This window comes from Maribacter polysaccharolyticus, from assembly GCF_028882255.1.
GTDB lineage: Bacteria > Bacteroidota > Bacteroidia > Flavobacteriales > Flavobacteriaceae > Maribacter_A > Maribacter_A polysaccharolyticus.
The window spans coordinates 602499-618349 of sequence record NZ_JARBUY010000004.1; the positions used below are offsets into that span (position 1 = coordinate 602499).

General features: G+C 42.2%; 11 protein-coding genes and 1 tRNA gene. 9 read left to right on the top strand and 3 right to left on the bottom strand.

The annotated features are described in order from the left end of the window. Positions 1-33: 33 nt before the first annotated feature. The 4 genes from PHU20_RS15165 (at position 34) to PHU20_RS15180 (ending at position 8629) form a co-directional block, all read left to right on the top strand. Positions 34-3141, top strand: a complete 3108-nt coding sequence (locus PHU20_RS15165) for a UvrD-helicase domain-containing protein (protein ID WP_274826235.1) — start codon at positions 34-36, stop codon at positions 3139-3141. A gap of 14 nt (positions 3142-3155) precedes the next feature. After that, a complete protein-coding gene (gene kbl / locus PHU20_RS15170) occupies positions 3156-4349 on the top strand; it encodes a glycine C-acetyltransferase (protein WP_274826236.1) in 1194 nt (397 codons plus the stop codon). Between the two features lie 113 nt (positions 4350-4462). After that, positions 4463-5803 carry an OmpA family protein gene (locus tag PHU20_RS15175; protein WP_274826237.1) on the top strand — a complete coding sequence of 447 codons (1341 nt, stop codon included), beginning with the start codon at positions 4463-4465 and terminating at the stop codon, positions 5801-5803. Between the two features lie 69 nt (positions 5804-5872). Beyond that, the gene (locus PHU20_RS15180; RefSeq protein ID WP_274826238.1) at positions 5873-8629 is read left to right on the top strand and encodes a PD-(D/E)XK nuclease family protein; all 2757 of its coding nucleotides are present in this window, start codon (positions 5873-5875) and stop codon (positions 8627-8629) included. Positions 8630-8631: 2 nt separating this feature from the next. Here PHU20_RS15180 and PHU20_RS15185 read toward each other — a convergent pair whose 3' ends face one another. Continuing rightward, positions 8632-9345, bottom strand: a complete 714-nt coding sequence (locus tag PHU20_RS15185; protein ID WP_274826239.1) for an SDR family oxidoreductase — start codon at positions 9343-9345, stop codon at positions 8632-8634. 94 nt (positions 9346-9439) lie between these two features. On the opposite strand from PHU20_RS15185, the gene PHU20_RS15190 reads away from it, so the two are divergent. The 3 genes from PHU20_RS15190 to PHU20_RS15200 all read left to right on the top strand — a co-directional run bounded on the left by PHU20_RS15190 (position 9440) and on the right by PHU20_RS15200 (position 11191). Further along, positions 9440-9513 (top strand) — tRNA-Ala (locus tag PHU20_RS15190). Positions 9514-9977: 464 nt separating this feature from the next. Then, complete coding sequence (locus PHU20_RS15195) at positions 9978-10445, top strand: DUF6428 family protein (RefSeq protein ID WP_274826240.1); 468 nt, start codon at positions 9978-9980, stop codon at positions 10443-10445. Positions 10446-10462: 17 nt separating this feature from the next. Continuing rightward, positions 10463-11191, top strand: coding sequence for a metallophosphoesterase family protein (locus PHU20_RS15200; protein ID WP_274826241.1), 729 nt, complete (start codon positions 10463-10465; stop codon positions 11189-11191). Between the two features lie 647 nt (positions 11192-11838). Here the strand turns inward: PHU20_RS15200 and PHU20_RS15205 are convergent. After that, positions 11839-12963, bottom strand: a complete 1125-nt coding sequence (locus tag PHU20_RS15205; protein ID WP_274826242.1) for a glycerate kinase — start codon at positions 12961-12963, stop codon at positions 11839-11841. Positions 12964-13145: 182 nt separating this feature from the next. Then, a complete protein-coding gene (locus tag PHU20_RS15210; RefSeq protein WP_274826243.1) occupies positions 13146-13943 on the bottom strand; it encodes a universal stress protein in 798 nt (265 codons plus the stop codon). A 53-nt stretch (positions 13944-13996) separates the two neighbouring features. Between PHU20_RS15210 and PHU20_RS15215 the strand changes: the two genes are divergently transcribed. Together PHU20_RS15215 and PHU20_RS15220 are read left to right on the top strand one after the other, a co-directional pair. Further along, positions 13997-14497 carry a GNAT family N-acetyltransferase gene (locus PHU20_RS15215; protein ID WP_274826244.1) on the top strand — a complete coding sequence of 167 codons (501 nt, stop codon included), beginning with the start codon at positions 13997-13999 and terminating at the stop codon, positions 14495-14497. A gap of 15 nt (positions 14498-14512) precedes the next feature. Then, on the top strand, positions 14513-15847 hold the full coding sequence (locus PHU20_RS15220) for an MATE family efflux transporter (protein WP_274826245.1): 1335 nt from the start codon (positions 14513-14515) through the stop codon (positions 15845-15847). The last annotated feature ends 4 nt before the right edge of the window (positions 15848-15851 follow it).

Here is a 15851-nt window from a genome sequence, read left to right on the forward strand (position 1 = left end):
ATTTTGGATTATGTAATTTGCAGATAAAAATCGGTGTCAGATCATTCCTTTAAAATATATAATGCATCCGCAGGTTCGGGAAAAACCCATACCCTGACCAAAGAATATCTTAAGATAGCACTTTCCTCCAACCGTTCTTTTAGCCAAATCTTGGCCGTTACCTTTACCAATAAGGCCGTTAACGAGATGAAGGAACGGATCTTGAAAAGTCTTTATGAATTTTCGACGACCCCATCGCCCAACGCGGCCTCGGTGATGTTCATAGACCTGATGGGGGAGCTTGATATCGATTTTGAAACGCTGAAAAAAAGGTCCCAAACGACCCTAAAACTCATACTTCACAATTACGGGTTTTTTGATATTTCGACCATAGATAAGTTCAATCACAGACTCATCAGGACCTTTGCCAAGGACCTTAAGATCGCCCAAAATTTCGAGGTCGTCCTTGATACGGACCTGCTATTGAACGAGGCTATCGACAACCTTTTGGAAAAAGTAGGGCAAGACAAGGTGTTGACGCAAGTGCTAATGGAGTTCGCCTTGGACAAGATCGACGAGGATAAAAGTTGGGATATTTCCTTTGACCTGAATAAAATCGGGAAGTTGATTTTTCATGAAACCGAAACCGAGCACCTTTCGTTGCTCAAGAAACGAAAAATAAATGATTTCATTGCCCTTAAAAAATCATTGGTGGCGAAAATCCCGTCCCTTGAGTCGGAAGCAAGGAAACTTGCCCAAAATGTCCTTGACCTGATCGTAAAGGAAGGCATCGATTTCAAATCCTTTTCCAGGGAGACCTTGCCCAACCATTTTAAAAAAATCATTGAAAATGAATTTTCACTTTCAAAATTATACAATAACAACCTACAACAAAATCTAAGTGACAACAAGGTCCTTAAGGCCGGGATAAACCCTCCGAACGACACCGTAATCCCGGAAATCCTCAAGGTTTATATGCACATCAAGAACATATTGACCCAAAGGGCTTTTCTTAAAAACATATTGAACAATGTCATTCCCCTTACGGTATTGAATGCCATTCAGGCCGAAGTAAAAACCATTCAGGAAGAAAGGGGTCAACTTTCGATATCGGAATTCAACACCCTTATTTCCAACGAAATCAAAAACCAACCCACTCCGTTTATATATGAACGTTTGGGGGAAAAATATCGCCATTACCTTATTGATGAGTTCCAAGATACCTCCGAATTGCAATGGAGCAACCTGGTACCATTGGTAAGCCATGCGTTGGAAGGGGAAGATATGCAAGGCAAAAGCGGTTCCTTGTTTTTGGTAGGTGATGCAAAACAGGCCATTTATCGCTGGAGGGGTGGGCATGCGGAACAGTTCCTGAATTTGGTGAATGGGCAATCCAATCCGTTTTTCATTGCCCCTAAAACCAATAACCTACCTTCAAATTACAGAAGTCATGAAGAGATCATACATTTCAACAATGACTTTTTTACGGTTACGGGACCGTTAATGAACAATCAACTCTACCAAGAATTATTCGAACAGGGCAACCAACAAAAGGCGAACCACAAGAAAGGTGGATACGTACGGATAAACTTTTTGGAGAAACAGGAAGGACAGGATTTGGATGCGTTGAATTGCGAAGAAGTTCTTAGTACGATCCATACGATTACGGACAAAGGCTATCCCTTACGGGATATCGCCATTTTGGTCAGGGACAACAAAAATGGTTGTACCCTGGCAGATTATTTGACCGAAAAATCGATTCCGGTGATTTCCCCAGACTCCCTGTTGATCGCCAATAACAAAAAGGTGGGGTTCCTGATCGATCTTTTACAGTGCTCTAGCCATACTGATGACCTTGAAGCGGGTTACAATGTACTGTATTATTTAGTGGGGAATACCCCCAATGAACATACCTTGATCCATGGTAACCTGCATCGTTTGGATGATTTTCTAAAAGAAAACCATGATTTCAGTTTGTCCGACCTGAAAAGTAGGTCGGTTTATGATGGTTTGGAACTTGCCATTAAAAAGTTCGGCTTGGTCAATGGTTCGGACGCCTACCTTACTTTTCTACTGGATATTGTACTCGAGGTAGAGCAAAAAGAAGGCACCGGCATGCCTACTTTTTTAACCTATTGGGAAAAGAAAAAAGACAAGCTGAGTATTGCCGCCCCGATTAATTTGAATGCGGTAAAGATCATGAGCATCCACAAATCCAAGGGACTGGAGTTCCCTATCGTTATTTTCCCCTATGCCAATTCGGATATCTATAAAGAAATCGATCCGAAATTATGGCTTACCGTTGACCCTGACGACTATAATGGTTTTAAGGAATTGCTGATCGACAGCAAGAAAGAAGTCACGGATTATAATGACACTGCAGCAAGGGCCTATGGGGAAGAGCGGCACAAATTGGAATTGGATGCCTTCAATATATTATATGTAGCCCTTACTAGGGCCGAAAGGGCATTGTATATTATCACCCTAAAGGAAGAGCGAGCCATCAAGTCGGAAAGAAAGACCCACTACCCTGATATTTTTGTACATTATCTAAAAGAAAAGCGGCTTTGGAACGATACGGAAACGGTCTATTCGTTTGGGAATTTGGAATACAATACCGAACCCGAAAAACACAATTCGAATGAAAGGTCTGTTCCCTATCAATATTCCACTAAGGAAAACCCCAGTTTTAAACTAATGACCAAGGCAGGAATGCTCTGGGATACGGCCCAGGAAAAAGGGATCCAACAGGGTAATTTGATCCATCATATCCTAGGGCAGATTGAAACCCAGGATGATGTCGTTCCCGTGTTCCAGGAATTGGAGCGAATTGGAATGGTACCCCATGGGGATATCCCCTATCTGAAGCAAAAGATATTGGCTGTAATCAACCATGAAGCCCTTAAGAACTACTTTTCAAAAGGGAATACAGTCAAAAATGAAAAAGAAATCCTCACCGCGAATGGGGAAATGTTTCGACCAGACCGCTTGGTCCTGTCCAATGGCAACGCCACCATAATCGACTATAAAACAGGAAAGGAAAACGATGCCTACAAAAAACAATTGAACGCCTATGCCCATGTCTTGGAAGATATGGGGTATACCATAGCGAACAAGATCATTACCTATATCAATAAGGACATATCCATAGAATACGTTTAATAAAACCCAGAACTATGTACGGAAAAATAAAAGAATTCCTAACCGACGAATTGGAGTCTATAAAAAATGAAGGACTGTTTAAAAGTGAAAGGGTCATAACATCCCCCCAAGCAGCGATCATAAAACTGGCAACCGGGGAGGAAGTGATCAATTTTTGTGCGAACAATTACTTGGGACTCTCATCGCATCCCGAGGTAATACAGGCTGCCAAGGACACCATGGACACCCATGGTTTCGGAATGTCATCCGTTCGTTTCATATGTGGCACCCAGGACATCCATAAAGCACTTGAAAAAAAGATCGCCGACTTCTATGAAACCGAGGATACAATATTATATGCCGCCGCCTTTGATGCCAATGGAGGGGTATTCGAACCTTTATTGGGGCCTGAGGATGCCATAATTTCAGATGCACTCAACCACGCCTCCATTATCGATGGTGTCCGTTTGTGCAAGGCGAAAAGATATCGCTATGCCAATGGGGATATGGCCGATCTTGAACGACAACTGCAACAATCCCAAAAAGACAACGCCCGATTCAAGCTCATCGTTACCGATGGGGTTTTCTCAATGGATGGCCTCTTGGCCCCGTTGGATAAGATCTGTGACCTCGCCGATGCCTATGATGCCATGGTCATGGTAGATGAATGCCATGCGGCCGGTTTTATCGGCAAACACGGCAAAGGCACTTTGGAGGAAAAAGGGGTCATGGGCCGGGTCGATATCATCACCGGTACTTTGGGAAAAGCCCTTGGGGGTGCCATGGGGGGATATACCACCGGGAAAAAAGAAATCATCGAACTCTTGAGACAACGATCTCGTCCCTATCTCTTTTCAAACTCCCTGGCCCCCTCGATCGTAGGTGCATCCATCAGGGTCTTTGACATGTTGGCGAACGACACCGGTTTACGCGACAAACTACAATCCAATACCGAATATTTTAAAAAAGGGATGAAAAAAGCCGGTTTTGATATCATCGACGGGGAATCTGCCATCGTTCCCGTTATGCTTTATGATGCCAAACTGGCCCAAAAAATGGCAGATATGCTTTTGACCCAAGGTATCTATGTAATCGGTTTCTTTTATCCGGTAGTCCCAAAAGGCAAGGCACGTATACGTGTACAACTCTCCGCCGCCCATGAAATCGAGCATTTGAATAAAGCCATAAATGCATTTATTACGGTTGGCAAAAAATTGAAAATCGTTTAAATGTCACATTTTATCTATAAAAAACGTTAAAAAAAACGGGAATTTATTTTTTTTATTAATTCTTAACAACTTACATTTGTAGCTAATAAACACTTAAACTTAAAATTTTGAACATGAAACATCTTAGCAAATTAATGGTTGTTGCCCTACTTGTTGTAGGTTTTAACCACATACAAGCGCAAGACGATAATAACCCTTGGCAGATTAGCTTTGGGGTTAATGCCGTTGACGTTTATCCGACCGATGATGTAAGTTCTTTCGGTAATGAATTCTTTAATGCAACTGACCACTGGAACATTCTTCCTTCCATTTCTTATGTAGGTGTATCTAAATCCGTAGGTGACGGTTTTTCCGTTGGTGCTAGGGGTTCTTTAAATAAAATAGACAAATACGGTGATGAGGATGTTGACGACTTATCATACTACGCTATTGATGGTACCATCAAATACAACTTCTTGAAAAATACCGTAATCGATCCTTTCGTTGAAATCGGTGGTGGTTACACATGGGTTGATGAAATCGGTGCCGGTACTGCCAACGGTGGTGTTGGTATCAACTTCTGGTTTACCGATAACATCGGTCTTACCGTTCAAACCCTATACAAGCACGCTTTCGAAGATTACGGAACTAAGCACATGCAACATTTGGCTGGTATTTCCGTTAAATTCGGTGGAACCGATACTGACGGTGATGGTGTCTATGATAAGGATGATGCTTGTCCTGAAGTAGTTGGTTTGGAAGCTTTCAATGGTTGTCCTGATTCTGACGGTGATGGTATCGAAGATAGCAAAGATGATTGTCCTAACGCTGCAGGTTCCAAAGAAATGAACGGTTGTCCTGATGCTGACGGTGACGGTGTTGCCGATAAAGACGATGCTTGTCCTAACGAAGCAGGTTTAGCTTCACTTGCAGGTTGTCCTGATGCTGACGGTGACGGTGTTGCCGATAAAGACGATGCTTGTCCTAACGAAGCAGGTCCTGCTGAAAACAAAGGTTGTCCTTGGACTGACAAAGATAACGACGGTGTATTGGACAAAGACGATGCTTGTCCTGACGTAGCCGGTACGGTTGCCAACAAAGGTTGTCCTGAAGTTACTGAAGAAGTTCAAAAGCAATTGAACGAGTATGCTAGAACCATCTTGTTCGATACCGGTAAATCTTCCATCAAAGCTGAATCTACATCGGTTATGGTTGACATTATCCAAATCTTGAAAGAGTACCCAACTGCTAAATTTACAGTAGAAGGTCACACTGACAGTGTTGGTAGTGCTAAATTGAACCAAAGCCTTTCTGAGTCTAGAGCACTTTCTGTAAAAGACTTCTTAGTGGATAAAGGTATCGATGCGTTCAGATTATCAGCTGTTGGTTACGGTGAAGAAAAACCTATCGCCACTAACAATACAAGAGCCGGTAGAAAACAAAACAGAAGGGTTGAGATCAACTTGATCAAATAATTCCTTCAACCGATAAAATTTATTTGGAAAGCCCTGACGATATCGTCAGGGCTTTTTTTATTTTTGGTCATGAACAGTTTCCTAGAACAGGTTTTAAACACCATCGATAAAGAACATGGTTCTTTCGAAAACATGGTCTTCATCCTTCCAAGTAAAAGGGCCGGATCCTTTCTTAAAAAAGGGATTGCCAAAATTATCGGCAAACCCATATTCACCCCGGAAATATACAGTATAGAAGAGTTTGTAGGTGAAATTTCCGGACTTTCGACCGCAACGAACACCCAACAATTGTTCGAGCTCTACTATGCTTACCTAGAGCAAACAACACAAGAACAGGAGCAGGAAAATTTTGTTGATTTCTCGAAATGGGGACAAACCCTACTTCAGGATTTCAACGAAATAGACAGGTATCTTATCGATACGGGAAAAATGTTCTCGAATCTTTCGGCCATCCAAGAAATAAACCATTGGTACGTGGCTGCAGAGAAAACCGAGATGGTACAGAACTATGTGGACTTCTGGAATAAACTCGAAAAATTGTACACGGCCTTTAACCAAAGATTATCCGGCAAAGGAATGGGCCATCAAGGACTTGTATACCGTAAGGCTTACGATAACCTGGATGCATACTCCCAGTCCCACAGCCATAAGCACCATATATTCATTGGCTTCAATGCCCTGAATACCGCCGAAAGTTCGATCATACAACATATCCTGGCGAAAAAAAATGCAGATATCTTTTGGGACTTGGATGCCTATTTTTTGAACGACCCCAATCATGATGCAGCATACTTTATCAGAAACCATCAAAAAACATGGCCCTACCTAATCCAAAATGGGCTCAAAGGCATTACTTCATCATTTATCCAAGATAAAAAAATCAAAGTGATCGGGGTTCCAAAAAATATATCCCAAGCTAAATACGTGGGGAATATATTGAAAACATTGGCGTATGAAAACAATGGAGCCTTAACAAGTACCGCCGTTGTTTTGAATGATGAAACGTTACTCAATCCCCTATTGAATTCATTGCCCGAAGAAATTGACAGGGTCAACATTACCATGGGATTTCCACTGAACAAGACCTCTTTTGAAAATTTCTTCCACCAATTCCTGGCACTTTATGTGCACAAACAACCCCATGGTTGGTACTATAAAGACCTCTTGTCCTTTCTATCACATCCGTATATGGAGGTTTTGCTCCGGGATAACAATACCTCCCATGCACAAACCATCAGCCAAACAATAACGACCCACAACCTTACTTTTTTAACCCGAAACCAGTTATTATCGTTTGCGCAACCCAACAATACCTACCTCGATAAGTTGTTTTTCGAACCCATACCCACCCCAAAACAGTTTATCCAATCCACCTTGGAGATCATTGCCATTTTAAAAGACAAACTACAGGCCATGGGCAATGCCTTGGCCTTGGAAGAGCTATTTCACTTTTTTGGTATTTTCAACCAGATCGCTACGATGCTCTCCGAACATACCTTTATCAACGACCTTAAATCGCTATTGACCCTATTCACTGAACTCGTTGCGATGGAAACATTGGATTTCAAGGGCGATCCCATAGAAGGTCTACAGATAATGGGGATGTTGGAAAGTCGTAATCTCGATTTTGAAACCGTAATACTCACTTCGGTGAATGAAGGCATCTTGCCGGCCGGTAAATCGAACAATTCTTTCATTCCCTTTGACCTGAAAAGGAATTTCGGTCTTCCGACTTTTAAGGAAAAAGATGCCGTTTACACCTATCACTTCTATCGTTTGTTACAACGGGCAAAACACATCTATCTGGTGTATAATACAGAACCGGATGTTCTGGAAGGAGGGGAAAGAAGTCGCCTTATCACACAACTTTTGACCGATGAAACTATTAAAAACAAGATTACCGAATATATCGCTGTACCTGAGATAAAGGTAGTCCCCAAAACCGAAACCCGCATCCAAAAGGACGATGCCTTGATGCAACTCATTAAAGCGTACGCCCTAAAGGGATTTTCACCATCCTCCCTCAGTAATTACGTTAGGAATCCGTTGGATTTTTACAAGCAAAACCTGCTTCGTATCAACGAGCTGCAAGAAGTGGAAGAAACCGTTGCCGCCAATACCTTCGGCACCATCATACATGATTCTTTGGAGGACCTCTACAAACCCGTGATAGGTCAATATCTGGACAAGGATATATTGACCGAAATGAAAGGCAACATTGAGAAATGGGTAAAACACCACTTCGACAAGTCCTATTCGGCCCTGAATCAGCTGCGGGGCAAAAACCTCATAGCCTATCAGGTCATCATAAAATATATCAGGTCATTCATAGATTTCGAAATCCGGGAAAGTGAAACCCATCAGATCAAAATCCTGGCATTGGAAGAAAAAATGACCATAGGTCTGAATTATCCTGAAATTGGTTTTCCCATTCAACTCACGGGAAAATTGGATAGGATCGATGAAATTGATGGTACATTACGGATCATCGATTATAAATCAGGAAAGGTAGTCCCCAACCAAGTAACATTGTTTGATTGGGAACTACTTACCCAAGAATATAAATACAGTAAGGCATTTCAATTACTTTGTTATGCACTCATGTATACGCACGAAAAAACTTCCGATTCCCTGATAGCCGGTATTGTTTCGTTTAAGAACCTGAGTGCGGCGGTGCAGCATTTTGGTATCAAAGCAAGCCAAAACGGTCGTAAAACCGACATCGCCATCACCCCAGATACTTTATCAAGTTTCCATGCGGAATTAAAAAGACTTATCCTTGAAATCTGCCATCCGGATATCCCCTTCATCGAAAAAGAAGTCTGATCTTATTTTTTGTCGGGTCTTGTGGGTCTTACCTCGATCTTGCTCGGCAAGGTTCTTGGATGCATTTTCAATAGATCCAAAACCAATTCCGCAATATCCTCGGGTTGTATTTTCCAAGCATCTTTTTCCGATGGTTCGTTATTGTTGAAATGTGTAGAAACCGATCCCGGCATTATCGTTGAGACCTTGATGTCATACTGCCGTAAATCGAGCATCGCTGCCTGTGTAAAACCGACGACCCCATACTTTGTGGCGTTATAACCGGCACCTTTGGCAAAAAAATTCGTTCCTGCCAAACTCGCCAAGGTCATATAATACCCTTTTGATGCCTTCAAGGCCTCCACAGAGGCTTTTAGGGTGTGGAATACGCCCGATAAATTAGTATTGATCATACTGTTCCATTGGTCTTCGGTAAGTTCATCTACCGGTGCGAAATGTCCGATTCCCGCATTGGCCAATACCACATCCAATTGTCCCCATTTTTTTATAATTTGCTGTACGGCAAGTTCCTCATCGTTTAATCGGGTCACATCGGATTGCAAGGCCAAGACTTGGTCACTTTTCCCCAATGTTTCGGCTGCAGCCTTTACGGTATCAAGACTCCTACTACTTATGGCCACTTTCATCCCCGCATTCAACAAGGTTTTTGCCACACTGTACCCAATTCCTTTTGAACCTCCTGTGATATACGCTACTTTTCCATTTAAATTTGACATATTATGCATTTTTTATTAGATTCATTTAAAGAAAACGAATATACAATTTTGATACTTGAACAAAAAGTATTTCCTTTGCCGTCCAATTAGCCATGGGGGATTAGCTCAGCTGGCTAGAGCGCTTGCCTGGCAGGCAAGAGGTCACCGGTTCGACTCCGGTATTCTCCACGATCAAGTGCAAATATTTTTGCGCTTAAAAATCAAAACCGCCAAGTTTGCTTGAGCGGTTTTTGTATTTTTTAAGTGTAAAGGCCATAAGGCCTTGAATAAAATGATGTATTTGCAGGACTGAGAGATTGTCTGGAGCAACACAGTTACTCCGGTATTCTCCACTAAAGCAAAATAGCCGAATGATATCGTTCGGCTTTTTTATTGAGGAATGTGAAAATTATTCCTGAACATAAAACCTGCACCCAACCATAGGGTTTTTAGCTTATTACCCATAAACCTGGAATCTTCTACATGTTAATTCAAATTAAATAACATCGATTAACCTGCTGGGTTTATCTTTTTATCCCATTCAACTGACCCTACAAATACCCGTTTTACCGATCCAATATTTTGTACACTAAAATATTAATTGTAATATTGCGATGAATGGAAATTGATGGTATAACCACAACAAATATTAAATGAAACTATCCGAGATAAAAAACAAACTGAGCCAATTGGAAAAGATTTCCTTTCAATTGCCCAATGGGAAATTAGTGCCAAATCACTTCCATATTACGGAAGTTGGAAAAATCACTAAACACTTTATAGATTGTGGCGGAACCGTACGCAATGAAGAAGTCGTAAACTTTCAACTTTGGAATGCGAACGACTATGACCACAGGTTACATCCTGAAAAATTATTGCACATCATCGAACTTTCAGAGAAAGTCCTCGGAATTGAGGATTTAGAAATTGAAGTGGAATACCAAGCAGGGACCATTGGGAAATTCGGACTTGATTTCGACGGAACACATTTTCTTTTGACCTCAAAACAAACCGATTGTTTAGCGAAAGACCAATGTGGTATTCCAGCGGAAAAATCAAAAAAGAAACTATCAGAACTGCAATCAACGAACGCTTGTACGCCGGGAAGTGGTTGCTGTTGACCCCAGAAAATACCCTAATGAAAATAATATTTTTCAGTGACATCCACGCGAATTTACCCGCACTACGGGCCTTTTTCGAGGATATTGACAACACCGGATACGATGCCATCTATTGCCTTGGTGATTTGGTAGGTTACAATATTTGGCCCAATGAAGTTGTGAATGAAATTCGAAAAAGAAACATTCCTACCATTATGGGAAATCATGATGAGGCTTTGTTATTACCTATAGCCAAAGAAGTTGAGCCCACGAACAGAGGATTGACCAGGACCTTGGTAAACGATCGAAACAGGGCGTACCTGATTAACCTTCCAAGACATTTATCCTTATCATTTGTTACCAAAAATAAACCTTTCAATCTCTTGTTGGTGCACGGAAGTCCAAAAGCCATCAATGATTATTTGACCTTTGACTATCCCAAGGATGAAGTTTTAAACATGATGCAATCCCATAAGGCCGATGTGCTACTTTGTGGTCATACACACAAACCTTTTCATCGGGTCATTAAGGATGGTGAAAGTTATAAACATGTCGTCAATATCGGTTCTGTCGGTAAGCCAAAAGATAGCGATCCCAGAATTTGTTATGCTATATTGGAACTTGACCAATCGTCTTCTCCCTCTAATTCAGAAACGCTTGAAGTTTCTTTCAAAAGAGTGGTGTATGATATTGAGAAAGCTGCGACTGCCGTGGAGCAGTCCGATTTTCCCAATGCTTTTGCCGAGGCTTTAAGGATCGGGGAATAGGCTATTTTACTAAGGGATTCAATTTTATATTGCTCCTTAGCTATAAGTTCCTCTTTTGGCGCCGGTTTCCTTGAATATTCCAAAACCCATTCCAGGACCCCATCAATACCTTCTTGGTGATTTTTCCATTTAGGAACAATCAAGACATCAGGTTGAACCCTTAAGGTATCGCTTTCTTGCAAGCGAAATAAGCGTTTGGAATGGGGTATCAATAGGTTGGAATTTGGAAGATGGAACTGCCCCATCTCTTGGTATCCGTTCGAATTGGCGCCAGTGGGTTCACCGACTATTCTTGCATTGAGCAGTTGTCTGAATTGCACCACATTGACCATAACCGCAGAATAGGTAGCCCTGTTGGCCAGCACATACACACCGGATTTCCAATCGATAAAATCTGCACTGTTTAGCCAACCAACAAGTATAAGCCCTTTAAAATAATCCCCTCTATAATTATCCCGATTTGGTGAAAAATGCCGATTTACACAAAAAGGTTACAAAAACCATTAAGTTTGGTATTGTAAAGCCTACCGATTCTTTTATTAGGCCGATACACCCTCCCTTTCAATCGCTGGAGTAGGTGATGAACTATAGTTGTGATCATAAAGCAATTGAATACTTCCTATGGCCCATCAATACATTCCCTAGGGTTATTTCAGGAGAGCAGCAAAGTTAAAACTGGCATTGACTAGATTTTCATAACTCTTCTCCATGGCATCCTGTAAATTGGAAATACCCCTAACAATGGAAACCACATAATCGAGTCCGAAGGCTTGTTGCTGTGCAATGGATATCCCCACCGACCCACATAATGCGGCAACGGGAATTTGTTTTAGGTTCGCGGAGGTAATGACCCCATCGATAGTCTTCCCCGAGAGGGTTTGCTCGTCTAACCTACCTTCCCCGGTGATGATCCAGTCGGCCCCTTCGATGGCCGTATCAAAGCCTGACAGCTCTTTGATCAGATCGATTCCCGAAGTCAAATCGCCTTTCAGGAATATGAGGGCTCCACCTCCAACCCCACCGGCAGCCCCGGCACCGGCCACTTGCTGTAAATCCACAGCAAACTGCCTACTTATGACCTCAGCAAAATTGGATAACCCTTGATCCAGTAGCATGATCTCATTTTCAGATGCCCCTTTTTGTTCGGCATACACATGGGCCGCTCCATTTTTACCATAAAACGGATTGGTTACGTCACAAGCGACCTTTACCTTAACCCCATTGAGTTTAGGGTTCTTGGTTGAATCATCTATTTTACGAACCGCCGATAGGTTTCTTCCTATAGGTTTAAGTTCCTTACCTTGTGCATCCAAAAAACGATACCCCAAAGCAACTGCCATTCCCATACCCCCATCATTGGTGGCACTACCCCCAATACCCAGGATGATTTCCTTAGCACCCCTAAATAATGCATCCAAAATCAACTCCCCGGTACCCAATGAAGTCGTACGCATACAATTGCGCTCTTGATCTGTAAGCAATTTAAGACCTGAGGCCTCGGCCATTTCTATAAAAGCGATTTGGGTACTTTCCGAGTACAAATAGGAGGCTTCTATGGGACGGAAAAGCGGGTCATTAACTTCCTTTTCTACTTTCTCGCCGTTTATGTAGTACTTAACAACATCAATAGTACCATCGCCCCCATCGGCTAAGGGCATTTTCAATATTTCGGCTTTATTGAATACCATTCGAAGTCCTTCTTCCACGGCATCGCAGAATTCGAAACCGGTCAAGGACCCTTTAAATTTGTCTGGAGCGATTACGAATTTCATAAACTAAAGTCAACTTAATAATTCCGGTAGAAAAACACCATTTGCCCCCAAAAGGTATCCACGCCATGGTCGGAAACACCCAAAAAGAAACGATTTAAAGGGTTATTTCCAATTGATGTTATGGATTAATCAGGTAAACTTATGACCTCTAAAAAATAAATCGTCTTATCCCATCTACGGGGTCAGTCTTTCTTTACACTCAGGACAAGAACCGGAATCGGCACTGAAAACTCCGATTTACTGATGGTACTCTTTTCCCATAGTTTTACGAAGAAGCCCCTCTTTCTACGGAAAACACATAACAGATCGGGTTGTTTTGACCGAAAATGCTCCATGACCCCAAGATAGGTAGTCGGATTTTCCGTAATCGTCAATTTAGAACAAAGGTCCATCAATGCCGTATTGATCCTTAGATCGTCATCGGTATACCCAGGGGTCTTCACCAAGAGCAAATTGATCACAGGGTCATGCTTCAACTTTATTTCTAACAGCGGGGCTAAAATACGTTTACGCCTTAGAACCCCCGATTTAAATGCCGTCAAAATACTTTTAAAAGGTTTATAGGTTGTCCCTTCTGGGACGATCAATGCCGGAATGTTGGTTGTTTTAATGATCTTTCCGGCGGTAACCCCTAAATAAAGATCCTCGTGTGCTTGGTTGCTTTTTGGGGATAGGATAATCAAATCAATACCCAATTCCCGGTCTATATCCCTGATCCCATCGACTATTTCCCCTTTATAGGTAGCGATGTTAATATCAACATTTTTGGAATCGACCTCTGAGATAATGGTCTTTAAACGCGCTTTTCCACTTTTTGCGAGCTTTTCGGAGATGTTGGCCAAACTCCCGGCTTTCGCACTAACGCTATAAGCATCCATTACATAAACCTTTAATGAAAAGTCAGCGGCAAAATCAACGGCATATTGTAAAGTTTCAGTAACGTTGGGTAAGGTACCAATGGGCACAAGAATGTTCTGCATAGCGGCAATTATTGATTAATACTTTAAATTTACGACTAAAATAAAACCTATTTGTGATTCGATTGGCAAAATTACCGGAAATTCATGACATTTTAAATGTCACTAAATCATGTGCCGCTTTTATGGTCGAAAACGGCATTTATCAATGGAACGAACATTACCCTTCTAAAAACGCTTTTGAAAAGGATATTGAACGATCCGAATTGTACGTTCTCGAAAACGGGGAACGCATCATCGGTACCATTGTAATTTCAACCCTGATGGATGAGGAGTATTTCCCCATTCAATGGCTCACCCCTAATGAAAACAACCTATACGTTCACCGGTTGGCCATTCATCCCGACTACCAAGGGAAAGGATTCGCCCAAGAATTAATGGATTTTGCAGAAGACCATGCCCGAAAGAACGGCTTTGTCTCGGTTCGTTTGGATACCTTTAGCCAAAACAAACGCAACCAACGTTTTTATGAAACCCGGGGATATCGCAAGCTTGCCGATATCCACTTTCCAAAACAGAGTGAACATCCTTTTCATTGCTATGAACTGGTCTTATAATCCATAATTTACCATTTGAAAACAGTCGTAAACTATAAAACCATCAATAAGCTGGCCATCCCGGCCACTATAGCGGGAATTGCCGAACCCATACTTTCGATTACCGATACGGCCATTGTTGGGAACATTCCCGTTGACGGGATCGAATCGCTCGCCGCAGCGGGGATCGTAGGTTCCTTTTTATCGATGTTGATATGGATATTGGGACAGACGCGAAGTGCAATTTCAGCTATTATCTCCCAATATTTGGGCGCTGGCAAGCTGGAAGAGGTAAAGACCTTACCTGCCCAGGCCATTTTCCTGAATATCGTATTGAGTATCCTTATCCTGTTATCGACCATATTCATTGTTGATGGGATTTTCCGTTTTATGAACGCCTCTGGTAAAATACTCCAATATTGCATCTCCTATTATTCCATCCGTGTGTGGGGCTTTCCGTTAACCTTGTTCGTATTTGCGGTCATGGGTATCTTCCGCGGCCTTCAAAACACCTATTACCCCATGCTGATCGCCATTGTAGGGGCGGTACTTAATATTGGTCTCGACTTTTTATTGGTTTATGGTATCGACGGATTCATCCCCCCCATGTATCTGGAGGGTGCCGCTTGGGCCAGTCTAATTGCCCAAGCTATAATGGCCCTGATGGCTTTTGGTTTTCTGATGACGAAAACCGACATCGGTCTTAAAATCCGTTTTCCACTTCATAAGGAATTGAATCGCTTGATCATCATGAGCCTCAATCTCTTCGTACGGGCCATAGCGCTGAATGTAGCCTTGATCTTAGCTGTTAGGGAAGCCACGGCACTGGGCGATAAATATATAGGTGCCCATACCATTGCGATAAACCTTTGGCTGTTTTCCGCCTTCTTTATTGATGGATATGCGGCTGCGGGAAACATTATGGGAGGCCGGTTGTTAGGGGCCAAAGACTACCATGGCCTTTGGTTGCTCGCGAAGCGGATAATGGTGTATGGTGGACTCGTAAGCTTGGCCCTTATGCTTGTTGGGTTCGTGTTCTACAAGCCCATCGGACACATCTTCTCCAATGAGACCGCAGTGCTCCAAACCTTCTATAGTATCTTTTTTATAATCATCCTCGGTCTTCCCATGAACACTGTTGCTTTTGTTTTTGATGGTGTTTTCAAAGGTCTGGGCGAAATGAAATACCTTAGGAATGTATTGTTGGCCGCAACCTTTTTGGGATTCGTCCCCATGCTGTTTTTGTCCAAATACGCCCATTGGGGTTTATATGGTATTTGGATAGCACTCACCGTTTGGATGGTCATTCGCGGGGGCGCCTTGGTCTGGAAGTTTAGAAGAAAGTTTCGTCCGTTATTACAAAACACCTAATTTT